The organism is Chryseobacterium sp. C2(2020) (assembly GCF_014218915.1).
GTDB lineage: Bacteria > Bacteroidota > Bacteroidia > Flavobacteriales > Weeksellaceae > Chryseobacterium > Chryseobacterium mucoviscidosis.
Genome location: NZ_JACLCT010000037.1, coordinates 1 through 16781, shown reverse-complemented (window position 1 = coordinate 16781; position 16781 = coordinate 1). Strand labels below are relative to the sequence as shown.

The following is a 16781-nucleotide window of genomic DNA, read 5'->3' as shown; positions in this document are numbered from 1 at the left end:
TTTACATCTTCATTGCATTTCCTTTTGAAGAATTCATCTCCGAAATAGTACTTTCCAAAGCATCTGTAATTTTTTTGATCTCAACGTGAGGTTTAAAAGTAAATCCTTTTCCCTGTTCCTCATCGGCGATATTGGAGAGAATAATAACCGACGTTCTTGTTTCCGGATAAAAGATATTTAATGAAGGAGAGCCCTTAACGTAACCACTGTGGAAAAATGCCGCCGGTTTTCCAATGCTGCTCATAATTCCGTAGCCGTAACCCATTTTCCCGAAAATCGCATGATGTCTTTCTGCGCTTTTAGATTCAAACTTTTTCAGTGTTTCAGGACGGAGGATTTTTCCGCTGTATAAAGCAGTATTCCACACATGAAGATCGTTAATGGTGGATAAAATTCCGCCTGCAGGAACTCCGATATCTTTACTGGCGAGTCTTTTCGGCATATTCTGGATCTTTTCGAATTTTTTTCTGTTGCCTAAATAAGCTCCGGCAAAGTTTTCGCCCGCAAAAGAAGTCGCAGTTGAAGAATGATTCATTCCGGCTGTTTTAAATAAATCCAAAACATTTTCGTCATACGATTTACCCGAAACTTTTTCCACAATTTTTCCCAATGTATTAAAACCGTCGTTGGAATAAAAGAAATCTGTTCCACTTTTAAACTGGAGCTTTCCGCCCAAAGTATTCAGTCCCGAAGTATGGTTCAGAAGCTGATGAATGGTAATGTTTTCATAATTTTTATTTTGAAACTCCTTTAAATACGTTGAAACTTTATCGTCTACATTCAGTTTTCCCTGTTCCATCTGAAGCAGAATTAAAACAGCGGTAAATTGTTTGCTTACAGAACCGATGGCAAAAACAGTACTGTCATTCATTTTTAACTGATCTCTAAAATCTGCAAAGCCCTGATTTTTTCTGTACAGCTCAACCGAATCTTTGAAAACTGCCACACTTCCGTTAAACTGATATTTTTTGAAAACAGAATCGATCTGGTTTTTCAGAAGACTTTTTTCAAAAGCGATAATTGTACTGTCTGCAATTGCCTGTTTATCCACCTGTTTTTTTGCGGAAGGAATAAATTGAATCTCCTTTTGACAGGAAATTAAACTGATGGAAACAGAAGCAAAAAGGGTAAAGAAAAGTGTTTTTTTAATCATTTATTGTTTTTCTTTCAGGAAGCAATTTTTATGCCCCTGTTACGAAAAAGCCTCCTAATTTTCATTAAGAGGCTGGTTGTAAATTATTAAAAATGATAATTAAAATGATACCGTATTTACAGTATTGGTTGCTGAAGTGGTAAAGGTACTTTTAAGCGTTCCTCCGGAAGTAGAATAAGTTCCTCCTGTATACAATCCCCATCCTGAAGTTCCTCCTACATAGCTTCCGCCGGTATAACTTCCGCCAAAATAAACTTTATAAGTAGTACTGTTTGCAAGATTCGGACTGGAAAAATGGAAATAATACACTCCGTTTTTAGGTTTGAAGGTTACCATTTCCGTTCCCGAAGCATTTTCAATATGCAGCATAGAAGTGGCTGCAAGCTGTGCGCTGGATTTCAGGAACATACTTACCTGTGTGGAAGCAGCTCCCATTGCTTTAGTCATACTTGCATTCGATCCCGCAGAAATCAGAAAACCTCCGTTCATTAAAAAAGTTCCGTTGTAATCAATTCCTTCTTCCGGCTGACTTGTCGGTCCGTTTACAATAGTTGTTCCGCCTGTAATGGTGATATTTCCGTTACTGTCGATCGCGTCGCTTCCTGCTACGATATTAATTCCTCCAGTAATGTACAGATGGCTGTTGTCATTAGATTCCGTTCCTCCGGCAACCGTTCCGTAGGTTGCGTTAATTCCGTCATTGGAAGCTGTAATATTGTTTACTCCGCCTGCTAAAGTAATGATCGGTGCTTCTACACCTTCACCAACTCCCGAAGTGGAAGAAATTGCGGAAACCGTATTTGTCCCTCCATTTATGGTAACCGAGGCATCCGAATGAATCCCATCATCTGTAGAATTAAAGGTGTTGTTTCCATTATTGATTGTAACGGCTCCGGTAGCAACCAAAGTTTTCGGGTGACTGTAATCTGTTCCGGATACTAAAAATCTGGCTCCTGTCGTTTTAATCAGTAAAACAGGATTTCCTGTTGCGCTTCCTATCGTTATCGTTCCGTCTGCTTTTAAGCCTTTTCCTCCTGTTCCCGAACTTGTTGTCGTCACCGAACCTGCATTAATCAGAAGATTTCCGTCTGCTGTAATGGCGGAAGAAGAATAGGAATCCAAAACGCCCGTTGTATTGGTGTAAGTAGCTCCGTTTCCTGCCGTTGTAATCGTTAAATTTCCATTATTTACTGTGATATTCTGAGCGGCTGAAATTCCTTTCCCCCCGTTTGCCGTAGAAGCTAAAGAAAGATTGAAGGTTCCTCCGTTTACAATAACATTTCCATCGGTTTTTATGGCTGTGGAATAAGAAGGGTCATATCCGCTTCCTGAAGCGGTAAGAACGGCTGCTCCGGAAAGTGTGGCAGTAATATTTCCTCCGTCGAAAGTAATGTTTCCTTTTGCACTGATGGCTTTCGATTGTGCGCCAGTTAAAGTTAAATTAAATGTGCCTCCCGAAATTCCGATGGTTGAAGTTCCTGTTTTTATCGCTTTTACATCGGCTGAAGCCAAAGTTGCGGTTATGTTTCCTCCCGAAATTGAGATCGCTGTATCTCCTGCATCAATTGCGTCTCCGGTTGCTGTGATGTTTACCGTTCCGCTGCTCATGACATAACCTTCCGAATGAAAACCGTCTGATGCGGCGGAAGTTACCGTAATATTTCCGTTCTGAACTTCAATTCCTGCCGAAGTGGAAACACCGTGTTTTTTAATTCCTTTAATGTTTAAAGTTCCTATTCCTGTAAAAATTATTTTTCCATCGGTTTGTAATGTCCCATTTTTTGTGCTTGAAGAACCGTCTGTTAACGAATTTGTTGTCCCTGCCTGAAGGGTAAAAGTATGAGTTTGTCCGCCGGTGATATTAATGGCAGATCCGGAAGCATTGGTAAGATTTAAATTATTCATTACAAAACTTGCGGGAAGAGAAGAGCTCATTGTAAGACTTCCTGTTGTGCTTGTTCCAAGTAAATTATATTCTAAATTATTGATGGTTGCAGTGGAAACAACATTCACCGTTCCGCCTGTTGCCGTAATAGTAACTCCCTGATTAGAATAAGGATTGATAATGGTTGCATTTTCCGAACCTTTGTAAATAATATAAATTTTGGTTAAGCTAACCGCAGTAGGAGAGAAGGTTAAACTGTCAACGATGCTTTTCGGTAAGTCCAAACTTGTTGCAGCTCCGTTAATGTGAAATTTTGTATAATTTGAGTCAAATTTAATGCTGTCGACAACCGGAGTAGGAGAAGCGTACATATTGTTTCCCGAATTATGCGCCACAATATTGCTTTGGGCTGTTAATCCAAAAGACAAAAAACATGCAATTACGATATATAAATACTTTCTCATTTTTTAATCAGTTTTAAAGTTGTGTTATTAACCTGTACCAGATAAAAGCCTTCTTTGAAGCTGCTGATATTAATGTCTTCATTGGGTTGATAATTTCCCGACAGAATAAGTCTTCCTTCTGTAGAGTAGATTTTCACCTTTAAAGATTCTTTTTTGTCTGATGTTATTCTGATAAATTCTGCGGATGGATTCGGGTATAGCCTGATCTGGTCTTTATTCAGCCCGATCTCCTGAGTGGCTAAAATGGTTGATGAAAAAGTTATTTTCCGGATAATACCGGTCGGAATGGAAACATCGGAAGCGGAACTCGCGGTTTTTACCAATAGATTGCTTCCTGAAAAATAAAGTTTTCCGCTGTTTTCAATTGTGTAGTTCTGTGTAGAGCCTGTATAATAGGTTACTTTTATTGTTGTTTGCGCAAAGGAAACCACTGCAAACAGAAATAAAAGCAAACCCATCATTTTGCTGAAAAATCCTGTTGTTTTCATTATCAAATTAATTTATGTTTCAAAATTAATTTTTAGTTAACATTGAAAAAATAATTTGAGGTAAACAGTAAAAATGTGTCGGTGAATGAGAAATATTTAATTAAAATAAATTTTTATTGAAGGATTCTTATTTTACAAAAACAATAAAAATGTCTTTTACGAGATCACTTTCGGTGAAAAATTTAGTATAAGGTTTCGGGATGTAATGAATATCGTATTTGCTGCTGTACAAAGAATAACTTTTGTTGTACAGTTTGTAATCAAGTCTTTTACCGTGCAGAAAAACAATTGAATTTTCTTCGGCATACGGCGGACCGAAACTAACTTCTCCCAACTCTTTATAAGTTCCATTGTACGGAAGTTTGATCACTGTATTCTGTCTGAGTTCATTTCTGCTGAATACTTTCAGCTTTTGATCGAAATTATAAGAAAAAGGGCTGAATTCTAAAAGATAATTCTCTTCCTGAGCTAATTCCTGAGGAATTTCCAGTGAGTAAAAACCGTCTTCGTTAGTTTCGGTGGAATATACTTTATTAATGGTGATTAAATTTACATACGCTTTTACGGGTTTGCCTTCTTCGCTGGTTACAATTCTTCCGGAGGCTGTTAATTTTTCGCCGCCTTCTGTGTTTTTGTTTTTTTCTGTGGATAAATTTTTTCCGGTAAGAATAACCTGTGTTTTTGAAATATCTTTGGTCTGCGCAGGAAGAGTATTTACCAAACTCGCTGATAAAGCAATTCCTGCTGCTACTTTTGTAAAAGTATTTTTTCTGTGGGAAATATCTTCACGAATTGAAAAAGTTTCTTCCCTTTTTTGCTCAGGCTCTTTGTTAATGAGTATTCCGCAGAACTTTTTGCCATGATTTTGTTCTGCGATATCCGAAATTTCAGAATGAGTAAGCTTGGTAAGATCGTATACTTTTTTCGAACACAAATCGCAGAATTTTCCTTCCGGAATCGTGTGCATATTCTTTAAAGATTCTTCACAGGACTTTTCAATTTTAAGATAAGGTCTCATTGTTTTAGTTTACACAAAAACGGAAAAGCACAGAAATTATTTTACAATCAGATCGCAGAACCAGAAAACATATTCGTCATCTTCGATGTTTTCATCAGATTTCGGTTTCGGATATGTTTTTTTTACAATTTCTCCGATTTCAAACTCAACGGGATTTTTAAAAATAGGTCCGTTAAAGGTAAAAGTATGAAATTCGCCATTTTCTCCGCATACATCTACATTTTCAGGTAAGTCTTTAATGAAGTCTTCATCAATAATTCTTCCGGCAAAACTTTTATCGAGATAGGTTTCGTTCACGCATACAACGATGGTTTTAAAGCCAAGATCTAAAAATTCACGGATGAGGTCGGTTGTATTGATTTTCCATAACGGAAAGACTCCTTCCATTCCGATGGAGCGTAATTGGTCTTCGCGGTATTTCTTTAAATCTTCCAGAAAAATATCCCCGAAAATAGAATGGGTAATGCCCCGAGATTTCAGATCATTCATCGTTTTGCTCATGAGCTCACGGTATTCTTCCATAGAAGGTTCTTTGGGAAGTTCCATTTTAATTAAAGGAAAGCCCAGACTTTCTGCCTGTTTCTCCAACAGCGAAACATGAACGCCATGCATGGAGATTCTCTGAAATTCTTTATTAATGCTTGTAAGCAGAGAGGTGACTTCAAATTTTTCTTCCTTTAAAATTTTATATAACGCTAAAGCAGAATCTTTTCCGCTGCTCCAGTTGAAAATGGCTTTCGGTTTCATTGTTTAGGTAATGTTTTTCAAAAATAATCAGATTGATTCAGAATTCAGTTGACAATTGTACATATTTATTGAAATTATGGTTGTTTCCATTGTATTAGATTTATTTTAATTAAATGTTAATAAAAGTTCATATATAATTTTATTTTAGTCAGTTATAAGGATTTATGGTGGGTAATAATGTTATATATTTGCACCTGCTAATTTTTGTGCCGTGAAAAAGTTTTTTTTATTTCTATCGATTGTATTTCTGAGTCGGGCGAATGCTCAGAATGTTGGGATCAATTCGCTTACACCGCAAATGACTCTGGATGTGAACGGAGTAGCTTCTACCGTTACCAAAGCAGACGGAATGAGAGCGCCTAGAATAACGTTGGCTCAGCTAAATGCAAAGACAGGGTATAACTCTAATCATGTAGGTGCTTTACTTTATGTTACGGATGTTACAGGAGGTTCCACGGTATCTGCAACAGCACAGATCGCGACGGTTGGATATTACTATTTTGATGGTACCGCATGGCAATCTGTAGTTGCTAAAACAGGAACAGCGGTTTTTATTGCTTCACTGGGAAACGGAAATGGTTCTGCAACAGCGGCTAGTATCAATTCCGGTGGTTTTACCACGGTTCCTCTTTCAACCGTAACTAAAAATGTAGGCGGTGGAATCTGGACTCCGGCAACCAACACATACACTGTGCCAAGTTCGGGAACTTATCTCATTAAATCGAGTATCAGACTTGTAGATGGAAGCGCAAGTAGAAATGTGTTTCAGGCGGTACATACTGTAAATTCAGATATTCCCGAAGGAATCTGGGACACGAATTCCGGAAACCGCTGGACAATGCTGTATACAAGAATTGCCTATTTTAACAAAAATGATCAGTTAAGACTTTATATGTATTCTGACGGAGCAACGGCTAATATTTCTGACGCTTCTCTGAATATTGTTTTGCTAAGCCAGAACTAAAGTCCTTTTGAAATTATAATAAAAACCCCTCATAGAATTTCTGTGAGGGGTTTTTTGTTAAAAAATACTTATTAATATTTTTTCGACTGAATTTCTTTAACGGGAATAAATGCTCCGTTAATATAATCTATTTTCTGTTCAAAAGGATAAGCCGGATTTGATGTCATTAAGACTCCCACAACGCCGAAAAACATTCCGATACTCAAGTTTCCGATATTAGGACTTCCGGATCTTAATTTTCCTACGAAATAATAATCGTTGTATCTTTTTTCTGCCTTCGTGAAAAGATTTTCGATAGGAAGATAAACATACAATTCTCCTTTGTAAACAAGGGCATACACATCATCTTTCTTTATTTCTTTTTCTTTTCCGTCTGCTGTTTCAAATATTCTGTGAATTTTGGGTTGGTTTCCGTAAAATTTAACGCTGCTGATTTCCTGTTGAGGCTGCTGGTTTTTCAGAGAAGTATAATCTTTGTACAGTCCGTCTTTCAATTCAGAAGAATTAAAGAGACTGAATGATTGTTTATAGATATCATCAAAATTTTTAAGCTGTTCCCATGTGTAACGCTCTGTTGTATTAGGTTTTCCGGATGCATTTTTAGCAATAAATTCTCCCAGCATTTCACTGCCTTTTCTTAAAATTTCTTTCGTTACATCGGCTGATTTATGCTCTGTTACGGTATCTGTTTTTTCGAGCAAAGAGTAGGTTCCGTCATCATTTTTAGCAAAAAGAAAACCCTGGAAATAACAGTATCCCAACTCAGTAAATGCTTTTGAGACTTCAGCAAAATACAATTGTTTAAGATATAAAACCAGACTTCCGTTTTCTGCATTTTCTCCGTTTATGCTGTTTAGAACATTTTGAAACTGATCAGAAAGGGGAGACGTAGGAACCACTCTGGCTTTTGCATTCAATGCGCCCTGCTGTACAATTCCAACGGTTGTTGTATCAATTCTGGCATCAATAATTGTAATGGTTTTATAATAGCTTTTCTCTGATTTCTGAGAAGGCGGGATAATCGTAAAATCTTCCGTTCGCTTCTGGGCAAATAAAATGGCAGATAAAGATAGGAATACAAATAGTACATTTTTTCTTAAAAATATTTTCATGATGATTGTTTATTTTTATTTTACTAACGGTTTAAATGGATGATTAGTTTATAAAAGTATTAAAAAACCTCAAAGAAAATTCCCTGAGGTTTGATTTATAAATCGTAAAAAAGGTAGCTGAGCGAAGTCGAAGCTACATATTTCGTCTATACTTTCCACCCACTTCAAACAAAGCATTGGTAATTTGCCCAAGAGAGCAGTATTTCACAGCATCCATCATCACTTCGAATAAGTTTTGCTGATTGATTGCGGCGTGTTGCAGGGTTTTCAGAGCGGCTTCCGATTTGTATTCATTGGATTTCTGGAAATTATGAAGCATTTCAATCTGGAACTGCTTTTCTTCCTCTGTTGAACGGATGACTTCTCCCGGACGAACCGTTGGCGAACCGTCTTTACCTAAGAACGTGTTCACTCCGATGATTGGATATTCTCCGGTATGTTTAAGCCATTCGTAATGCATCGATTCTTCCTGAATTTTTGAACGTTGGTACATGGTTTCCATCGCGCCCAGAACACCGCCTCTTTCTGTAATTCTGTCGAATTCTGCATACACAGCTTCTTCCACCAAATCCGTTAATTCTTCAATAATAAATGAACCTTGTAGTGGATTTTCATTTTTCGCCAATCCTAATTCTTTATTGATAATCAACTGAATAGCCATTGCTCTTCTTACAGATTGTTCAGTAGGAGTTGTGATTGCCTCGTCATAAGCATTCGTGTGAAGAGAATTACAGTTGTCGTAAATTGCATACAAAGCCTGAAGTGTTGTCCTAATGTCGTTGAAATCAATTTCCTGAGCGTGAAGAGAACGTCCCGAAGTCTGGATGTGGTATTTTAGCATCTGGCTTCTTTCGTCGGCTCCGTATTTTAATTTCATTGCTTTTGCCCAGATTCTTCTTGCCACACGTCCGATTACTGAATATTCAGGATCAATACCGTTGGAGAAGAAGAACGATAAGTTCGGTGCAAAATCGTTGATGTCCATTCCTCTTGACAGATAATATTCAACATAGGTGAAACCATTTGCCAAAGTAAATGCTAACTGAGAAACCGGATTGGCTCCTGCTTCCGCAATGTGATATCCTGAAATGGAAACAGAGTAGAAGTTTCTTACTTTTTCTTTGATGAAATATTCCTGAACATCGCCCATTAATCTCAAAGCAAATTCAGTAGAGAAAATACAGGTATTCTGCGCCTGATCTTCTTTTAAAATATCTGCCTGAACAGTTCCACGAACGGTTGCAATGGTTTTTGCTTTAATTTCAGCATACACATCGGCAGGAATGACTTCATCTCCTGTAATTCCCAGTAGTTTTAGACCTAAACCGTTATTGGAAGGCGGCAATTCTCCGTTGTATTTTGGTCTTGCTAAACCTTTGTCGTCGAATTTCGCTTTCAAAACTTCCTCAACCTTAGCCTCAAGTTTATTCTCAGCAATATATTTCTCCACATTCTGGTCGATCGCTGCATTCATAAAGAAAGCCAATAACATCGGAGCCGGACCGTTAATCGTCATTGAAACCGAAGTTAATGCATTCACCAGATCAAATCCTGAATATAGTTTTTTAGCATCATCCAAAGTAGCGATAGATACGCCCGCATTTCCAATTTTACCATAAATATCCGGCGGTAAAGCTGGGTCTTGTCCGTAAAGAGTTACCGAGTCAAAAGCGGTAGATAAACGTTTTGCAGGCATTTCCGCAGAAACATAGTGGAATCTTCTGTTGGTTCTTTCAGGACCTCCTTCTCCGGCAAACATTCTCGTTGGATCTTCTCCGGTTCTTTTGAAAGGATAAATTCCCGCAGTATAAGGGAAACTTCCCGGAAGATTTTCCTGTCCTTTCCATTTAATCAGATCGCCCCAGTCATTGTATTTTGGTAATGCAATTTTCGGAATTCTTAGGTGGGATAAAGATTCTGTTGAGGTTTCAACCTTAATTTCTTTTCCACGTACGAAATAGGAATAAAATTCAGCTTTGAAAGCCTCTTTCGTATCGTCCCATGTTTTAAGGAAGTCAATGTTTTCCTGCTGAAGTTCCTTTTCAGCTTTCTGATATTCAGCATCTAATGTTTCATTGGAAAGGAAATTTTTAACCCCTTCAATATGATACATTTTTCTTGCCAGTTCAGCCTGTTTTTCAACATTGGCATCGTACTGTCTGTTGTTTTCAACAATTTCAGAGAGATAACGTACTCTCTTTGGCGGAATAATCGTTACTTCGTCTGTAATTTCCTGTTCAACAAATGTTTTTAAATTTAAATCAGCAAATTTATCGTTGACTTTTGCAACCAGTCTGTTGTATAATTCTGTTGTTCCGTGATCGTTGAACTGAGATGCTTTTGTAGCATACACAGGCATTTCATCCAATGGCTGTTCCCACAGCAAATGGTTTCTCTGGAACTGTTTTCTTACGGCTTGAAGGGCGTCAAGAGCGCCACGTTTGTCAGATTTATTTAAAGCAACCAAATCTGCATAATCCAGCATATCGATTTTCTCTAGCTGTGTTGAGGCTCCGTATTCCGGAGTCATTACATACATTGAAACATCCGCAAAGTCTGAAACTTCTGAACCGGATTGTCCAATTCCTGAAGTTTCAAGGATAATAACATCAGGATGAGCTAATTTCAAGACATTCAATGCAGAATGAATGAACGGAGAAACAGAAACGTTGTTTTCTCTCGTTGCCATCGAACGCATATAAACTCTTGGATCATTGATCGCGTTCATACGGATTCTGTCCCCCAAAAGTGCACCTCCTGTTTTCTTTTTTGAAGGGTCGATGGAGATAATTGCAATTTTTTTATCAGTGTTTGAACGCAGGAAACGTCTTACCAATTCGTCTGTCAAAGAAGATTTTCCGGCTCCTCCGGTTCCTGTGATCCCGATAATCGGAATATGTAAGTCTTTTGATTTTTCGTCGATCGCTTTTACCAGTTCCGGTTTTTCTTCCGAGAAGTTTTCAACGGCAGAAATGATTTTCGCAATGCTTGTCGAATTTTCAAAACTGATGGAATCCAGATCTTTTACATCAACATCTTTTCCTGTTGCGAAGTCTGATTTTTGAACCAAATCATCAATCATTCCCTGCAAACCAAGTTCACGGCCATCATCCGGAGAATAAATTCTGTCGATTCCGTAAGACATAATATCTTCGATTTCTTCGGGCAGAATTACACCGCCGCCACCGCCAAAAATTTTAATCTGTGGCGAATTTTTTTCTCTTAAAAGATCGTAGATGTATTTGAAATATTCGTTGTGACCGCCCTGATAAGAAGTTAAGGCAATAGCGTTTGCATCTTCCTGAATGGCTGTATTTACAACTTCTTCTGCCGATTTGTCGTGGCCAAGGTGGATAACTTCGCATCCTGTTCCCTGAATCACACGGCGCATAATATTAATGGCAGCATCATGACCGTCGAATAGCGACGCAGCCGTCACGATTCTGACTTTATTTTTTGGAGTATATTTTTGGGTTTCCATAAAAGATTTAGAAAATTTCTGAATTTCCAAATATAATAATAAAATAACAACTTGTTTTATAGCTGTAAAGTGTTTATTTCCATTTAGATAGTTGTGTTTGAAGGTGTTTTTTATTTACGTAATTATCAAATAATCATTTAGTATTCATAACCAAATCAATACTTTTGCATTCTATTATTTAAATCAATGAAAAGAATTTTAGTAATACTTGCCTTTTATGTTTTTTTTCTGGGATATTCTCAGAATAGAATTTATTTCGATGCAGAATGGAACTTAACGACCAAAGATAAAATGGTTTTTTACAGAGATGTCTCTAAGGAAAACGGGCTTTTTCATATTAAAGATTTTTTTAAAAGTGGGAAACTGCAGATGGAAGGAAATTCTTTGAATGATGGAAGGGATGGAGAAATTTATGAGGGCAAAGTAATCTGGTATTCTGAAAATGGGAAAGTCATCAAAACTGCAGAATTTTCAAAAGGAAAACAGATAGGAAAAGAAATTGAATATGATGAGAAACAAAGGATTATAAGTGACTTGAATTATAATAATGAAGGATATTCCGGTAAAAAATATGAATTTAAGGATTCTCCTGAACGCAGCAGATTAAATGTAAATTCCATTTGGGAATACGAAAATTCAGAAGTGGTAAAGTATATTGCTTTTGATGAAGATATAAAGGGCATAAGAAAGGAACAGGTTTTTAATCGAAACAATAGTGAAAGCTCTGAATTTTTTTATGATGAAAAAGGAATTTTAATAGGTGAAAAACGTTCTGCAGGAGGGGGGGATTATACAAAAACTGAAGTGGAGTATTATTATGATCCCATGAAAGTTTACCGGATCACAGAATACGATAAACGTGGATTGCAGCAGGTGTTAAAGGCATTTTATCCTGACGGAAAAATAAAATATGAAGAATATAACAACGAAAAAGCATTTAAAAAAGCGTATGATGAAAATGGTATTACAATTGGTAATTTAACATATTATCCCAATTCTAAGTATAATACAATGCCTCTTGATGGAGATGATGTAATTTTTGATGAAGAAAGTTTTGCTTTAAAATCCATTGATCATTATGAAAACGGAATGTTAGTAAAAACCCGGGTTTTTTATCCCAACGGGGACACAAAAATAGTCTTTTATAATTCAGATAAAATTACAAAAACAGAATATTATGATTCAAATTCGGTTTTAAAGGGAACTATGATGTATGACGAAGAAGACAATCCTGTAAATGGAATTCGTTTTGATTTTTACAAAGGAAGAGAAACCAGATACGAAAACAGAAAATTAATATATGATAGAAGAACAGATGAGAATCATATTTTGACCTATGAAAAAATATTTAATCCTTCAAAAAAAATATTTGAGGTAAAAGTATTTAATAAAGACAGAACATTGAATTTCAGCTACGAACTTCCTGAAAATCCAGAAAAATTTACAACAACAGTTACAGTCTATGGGAAAAACAAGCCCCTGCAGCAGATAAAATTTTTAAACGGGATTATTCAGAATGGTAAAATTACTTTGCAGTACAAGGATTACAAAAAAGTATATGAAAGAAAAGGAAATTTTATTTTCGAATATACATATGACGAAAACAATACACTAAAGGATACTGTAAAAGCAGATGCAGACGAGCATTCCAGTTTTGCAATCGAAGAAACAGATTTTTTAAATATAGGAGATCAGCAGACGCGTGAAGTAATAAATTTACAACCAACTCCTGCTCCACCCCCAACTCCATTAAAATAACTCCAATGAAAAAAGCAATCTTATATTTCGCACTCGGAACGATTCTGAGTTTTTTAATTAATTATTTCTTTTACAGCTCAGAAAATATCGGACTCGATATTTATTATGCCATTGCCTTTGGTTTTGCATGGGGAGTTGCCTATTATTTAGATACCCCGGATTTTACTCTACCTCAAAAATTAGGATTGTCTTTTGTTGCCATGGGAATCTTGGTTCTTGTGGGCGCTTTAATTTTTAATCTGGAACTGGCTATTCCTTCCGTTCTTAAATTTTCGACGGTTTTTGTGGCGTATTATTTAATTGCAAGTTTCAGAGCAAATAAAACACTGCGCGATTAATGCATCGTCATAAAACTTACATACATTAATAGAAGGAACATGCAGAAAAGTCCGAATAAATTGACAATAAATAAAAGAATTCCTTTCATTACACTAATACTTCGTGCATTTTTGTAAACTCTGTGATGCGCTATAAAGAAATATACAAGCATATAAATGACGGCTGCGGAATAGAGTGAAAACGTTAAAGTGTTGAAAATCGTATTATCCGGAAGTAATGAAGTAAGTTCCGAAATGGTTATGATGATCAGAATTCCTAACAGCAGAAAGGAAAAATAATGAAGTGTGAAAATACCATGATCAAAATACCACCATTTCTTTTTATTGTGGAAAAGCCAGAGAAAGAAAGCAAAAATCGGCAGATAAACAAATAATGCTTTCGGAAGAGTGTGAACAATATTTTCAGTGAATTTTTCAAAGATCTGGTCTTTTTTCAATCCCTGTTCCTGAAAGTGAAATATTTTTTTGGCATAAGGTTTTAAAAATGCAAATACGGCTTTTTTATCCTGATTTTTAAGGCTTAAGGAGTCGAACTGCTTCATGGTAGTAGCTCCCAGAATGCTCATTTTTCCGTCGGCTGTTTGCGTAAAAGTATCCTCTTCAGGATCGGTAGTATTTTTTTTGCTGCCAATTTTCAGGTCTTTTTCCGTCTTAGAATTAGATAAATCCTCTTTTATCAGTTGATCTTTTTGGAGTGAATATTTCAGACTGTCTGTAAATCGTGCAATTTTTTCGTCCTGTTCTTTTTCTTTCAGGATCTGCTCTTTCTTTTCGTTTTCTGAAAGTTCTTCTTCTGAACCGGAAAATAGAGTAGGGAGGAAAAAAGTAATAAAACTGATGAAAATATACAATTTTACAGGAGCAACGTACATCTGTCTCTTTCCGGCAAGGTATTCTTTAGTTAATTCTCCCGGACGAATGAGTAAATATTTCATTGTTTTCCAGAACTGTCCGTCATAATGCGTGAAGTCTTCAATGAAATGCGTGAAAAGATAATGAAACGGTTGTTTGGGTTCCGTATTTTCCTGTCCGCAGTGTGGGCAGAATCTTTCTTCAACAGCGTGTCCGCAGTTAAGACACGTTTTATCTTCTCTAATTTTTCCGTGGCTCATGATATCAATATGGATTTCAGCAAATATAATTATTTAAAGAAATTAAATAATCATATTGATATGGTTTTGGATGAAAGTTTAAATTTAATTGATAGTTATTATTGAAATTTGATTGATTTTTAAATGATTTTCAAATTTGTAAGTAAATTTTTCAATTGGAATTTTCTTGTTTTTTTAATTGTTTTTATACGATTAAGTCTTTCAGGTACTTAGGCTTAAACACATAATCAACAGATTAAACGAAATATGTTTTTGCATTCTAAAAATAATTTGTACCTTTGCACACCCTTTTAGGGGAAAATTATGTTTAATCTTTAACTAAAACGTGTGAATACATTAAGTTACAAAACTGTTTCAGCGAACAAAGCTACTGCTAATAAAGAATGGGTTGTGGTAGACGCTGAAGGACAACCGTTGGGAAGACTAGCTTCTACGGTTGCAAAGATTTTGAGAGGTAAGCACAAAACGAACTACACACCTCACGTAGATTGTGGTGATAACGTAATCGTTTTGAACGCTGGGAAAGTAACTCTTTCAGGAAACAAGTGGAACGACAAGACTTATATCTGGCATACAGGTTACCCTGGAGGACAGAAGTCTATGACTGCGGCTGAACTTCAAAAGAAAGATTCTTTAAAAGTATTGGAAAAATCAGTAAAAGGGATGTTGCCTAAAAACAGACTTGGAGCTGCGATCCTTAAGAATCTTTACTTATACGAAGGAACTGAGCACAAACATGAAGCTCAACAGCCTAAAACAATTAATGTTAACGAATTTAAATAATTAATATGTCTACAGTTCACAAAATCGGAAGAAGAAAAACTTCTGTAGCAAGAGTTTATGTAAAGCCAGGAACTGGTAACATTACAGTAAACGGTAAAGACGCTAAAGAATACTTCTCTACAGATGTAATGGTTTACAAATTAAACCAACCATTTATCCTTTCTGAAACTGTTGGTCAGTATGACGTTACCGTAAACGTATTCGGTGGTGGAAATACAGGTCAGGCAGAAGCTATCAGATTAGGTATTTCAAGAGCTTTATGCGAGATCAACGCTGAGTTCAGATTAGCATTGAAGCCTGCTGGTTTACTTACAAGAGACGCAAGAATGGTGGAAAGAAAGAAGCCAGGTCAGAAAAAAGCAAGAAAGAGATTCCAATTCTCAAAACGTTAAGATTTGCTGTTGGCGAATGGCTTATGGTTGTTTGCTACAGAAATGTATTAATTTTTATTTAAACTTAATCTCGGCGAAAAGCCAATTGCCACAAGCAAAAAGCAAAACGCCAATTGCCCGTTACGTTTAGCATCCAAACGCTTCTCCCATCTAAAGAAGTTGTTGATTGTTTAAAAGACGGAAAGTAAACTAACAAAAACAAAAAACATGGCAAAAGCAAATGTAAAAGACCTTCTAGAGGCTGGTGTACACTTCGGTCACATGACTAGAAAGTGGAATCCAAATATGGCTCCATACATTTTTATGGAGAAAAATGGTATTCACATTGTAGACTTACATAAAACAGCTGTTAAATTGGATGAAGCTTGTAACGCTTTAGAAAAATTAACTTCTGCAGGTAAAAAAGTTCTTTTCGTAGCTACTAAGAAGCAGGCGAAAGAAGTAGTTGCAAAACACGCTTCTGAACTTAATATGCCTTATATTACAGAAAGATGGCCGGGTGGTATGTTAACAAACTTTGTTACTATCAGAAAGGCTGTTAAAAAAATGAACTCTATCGACAAAATGAAAAAAGATGGAACGTTCGAAACTTTATCTAAAAAAGAAAGATTACAGGTAGACAGACAAAGAGCTAACCTTGAGAAGAACTTAGGTTCTATCGCTGACATGGTGAGACTTCCATCTGCTGTATTCGTAGTAGATATCATGAGAGAACACATCGCGGTAACTGAAGCTAAGAAATTAGGTATTCCGGTTTTCGGTATTGTTGATACAAACTCTGACCCAAGAAAAGTAGACTTCGTTATCCCAGGAAACGATGATGCTTCTAAATCTATCGATATGATTCTTAGCGTAGTTTCTGAATCTATCAAAGAAGGTCAGTCTCAAAGAAAAGCTGATAAAGAAAAATCTAAAGAAGAAGGAGAAGTAGTATCTGCTGATAAAGATGCTGACTTTGATGCTGAATAATTAAAGATTTTCTTTAAAATACAAAGACCGCTAAATTTTAGAGGTCACTGAAAAACTAAATTTTTATTAACCAATAAAAAAGGAGTGTAAAACGTATAGTTTTACGCTCCTTCTTTG

At 36.3% G+C, this 16781-nt stretch carries 14 protein-coding genes; 6 read left to right on the top strand and 8 right to left on the bottom strand.

Annotation, left to right across the window (positions count from 1 at the left end; translation table 11 throughout):
• Nucleotide 1: 1 nt before the first annotated feature.
• From H6W52_RS17305 to H6W52_RS17285, 5 genes are all read right to left on the bottom strand, one after another.
• A complete protein-coding gene (locus H6W52_RS17305; RefSeq protein ID WP_116099405.1) occupies nt 2-1153 on the bottom strand; it encodes a serine hydrolase domain-containing protein in 1152 nt (383 codons plus the stop codon).
• 99 nt (nt 1154-1252) lie between these two features.
• Nucleotides 1253-3502: a carbohydrate-binding domain-containing protein gene (locus tag H6W52_RS17300; protein WP_116099406.1), complete on the bottom strand. Its 2250-nt coding sequence runs from the start codon at nt 3500-3502 to the stop codon at nt 1253-1255.
• Entirely contained in the window at nt 3499-3990 is a 492-nt protein-coding gene (locus H6W52_RS17295; RefSeq protein ID WP_116099407.1) for a T9SS type A sorting domain-containing protein, read from the bottom strand. Before H6W52_RS17295 ends, H6W52_RS17300 begins: the two co-directional genes overlap by 4 nt.
• 127 nt (nt 3991-4117) lie before the next feature.
• Entirely contained in the window at nt 4118-5008 is an 891-nt protein-coding gene (locus tag H6W52_RS17290) for a hypothetical protein (RefSeq protein ID WP_116099408.1), read from the bottom strand.
• A gap of 36 nt (nt 5009-5044) precedes the next feature.
• Nucleotides 5045-5755 (bottom strand): diphthine--ammonia ligase, encoded by a 711-nt coding sequence (locus tag H6W52_RS17285; protein ID WP_116099409.1) that lies wholly within the window; start codon nt 5753-5755, stop codon nt 5045-5047.
• Nucleotides 5756-5966: 211 nt separating this feature from the next.
• On the opposite strand from H6W52_RS17285, the gene H6W52_RS17280 reads away from it, so the two are divergent.
• The gene (locus H6W52_RS17280; protein WP_116099410.1) at nt 5967-6719 is read left to right on the top strand and encodes a hypothetical protein; all 753 of its coding nucleotides are present in this window, start codon (nt 5967-5969) and stop codon (nt 6717-6719) included.
• A 71-nt stretch (nt 6720-6790) separates the two neighbouring features.
• On the opposite strand, the gene H6W52_RS17275 is transcribed toward H6W52_RS17280, so the two are convergent.
• On the bottom strand, nt 6791-7831 hold the full coding sequence (locus H6W52_RS17275) for a hypothetical protein (protein ID WP_116099411.1): 1041 nt from the start codon (nt 7829-7831) through the stop codon (nt 6791-6793).
• A 133-nt stretch (nt 7832-7964) separates the two neighbouring features.
• A complete protein-coding gene (locus H6W52_RS17270) occupies nt 7965-11312 on the bottom strand; it encodes a methylmalonyl-CoA mutase family protein (RefSeq protein ID WP_116099417.1) in 3348 nt (1115 codons plus the stop codon).
• A gap of 186 nt (nt 11313-11498) precedes the next feature.
• Here H6W52_RS17270 and H6W52_RS17265 point away from each other — a divergent pair, with 186 nt between their 5' ends.
• Both H6W52_RS17265 and H6W52_RS17260 read left to right on the top strand, forming a co-directional pair.
• Nucleotides 11499-13070, top strand: coding sequence for a hypothetical protein (locus tag H6W52_RS17265; RefSeq protein WP_116099412.1), 1572 nt, complete (start codon nt 11499-11501; stop codon nt 13068-13070).
• Nucleotides 13071-13075: 5 nt separating this feature from the next.
• Nucleotides 13076-13408: a hypothetical protein gene (locus tag H6W52_RS17260; RefSeq protein ID WP_116099413.1), complete on the top strand. Its 333-nt coding sequence runs from the start codon at nt 13076-13078 to the stop codon at nt 13406-13408.
• Here H6W52_RS17260 and H6W52_RS17255 read toward each other — a convergent pair.
• Nucleotides 13405-14520: a DUF3667 domain-containing protein gene (locus tag H6W52_RS17255; protein ID WP_116099414.1), complete on the bottom strand. Its 1116-nt coding sequence runs from the start codon at nt 14518-14520 to the stop codon at nt 13405-13407. The genes H6W52_RS17260 and H6W52_RS17255 overlap by 4 nt on opposite strands.
• 327 nt (nt 14521-14847) lie before the next feature.
• On the opposite strand from H6W52_RS17255, the gene rplM reads away from it, so the two are divergent.
• From rplM to rpsB, 3 genes are all read left to right on the top strand, one after another.
• On the top strand, nt 14848-15303 hold the full coding sequence (gene rplM, locus H6W52_RS17250) for a 50S ribosomal protein L13 (RefSeq protein WP_027381190.1): 456 nt from the start codon (nt 14848-14850) through the stop codon (nt 15301-15303).
• A gap of 5 nt (nt 15304-15308) precedes the next feature.
• Complete coding sequence (gene rpsI / locus H6W52_RS17245; protein WP_072883409.1) at nt 15309-15695, top strand: 30S ribosomal protein S9; 387 nt, start codon at nt 15309-15311, stop codon at nt 15693-15695.
• Nucleotides 15696-15902: 207 nt separating this feature from the next.
• The gene (gene rpsB / locus H6W52_RS17240) at nt 15903-16664 is read left to right on the top strand and encodes a 30S ribosomal protein S2 (RefSeq protein ID WP_076396348.1); all 762 of its coding nucleotides are present in this window, start codon (nt 15903-15905) and stop codon (nt 16662-16664) included.
• The last annotated feature ends 117 nt before the right edge of the window (nt 16665-16781 follow it).